Genomic DNA, 331 nt, shown 5'->3' with positions numbered 1-331 from the left:
AAAATATTGATATAATTCGTTCACATAGACCCAAGTACATTCTAATTCTGTCTGGTGACCATGTATATCGTATGGACTACGGCACTCTACTAGCGGAGCATGTGGCAAATAACGCAGATATGACAGTTTGTTGCCTAGAAGTTGATACTGAAGAAGCAGCAGGTAGTTTTGGTGTTCTGACCGTAGATTCCAAAAACAAAATAATCGCTTTTGATGAGAAACCAGCTCAACCTAATGAAATTCCGAATAAACCGAATAAGTGTTTGGCTTCAATGGGCAATTATTTATTCAATGTTGATTTTCTTTTTAACCAGTTATTAAAAGATGTGGA

Annotated in this window: 1 protein-coding gene; it reads left to right on the top strand. The window is 36.3% G+C overall.

What is annotated here, in order from left to right; genetic code table 11:
• Positions 1-331: sugar phosphate nucleotidyltransferase (locus tag EYW48_RS21650; RefSeq protein ID WP_277433099.1), on the top strand; the 331-nt coding region annotated here is incomplete at both ends.

The sequence above is a fragment of the Vibrio sp. 1180_3 genome (assembly GCF_029478545.1).
Taxonomy (GTDB): Bacteria; Pseudomonadota; Gammaproteobacteria; order Enterobacterales; family Vibrionaceae; genus Vibrio; species Vibrio aestuarianus.
This window is presented reverse-complemented; position numbering and strand designations above follow the sequence as displayed.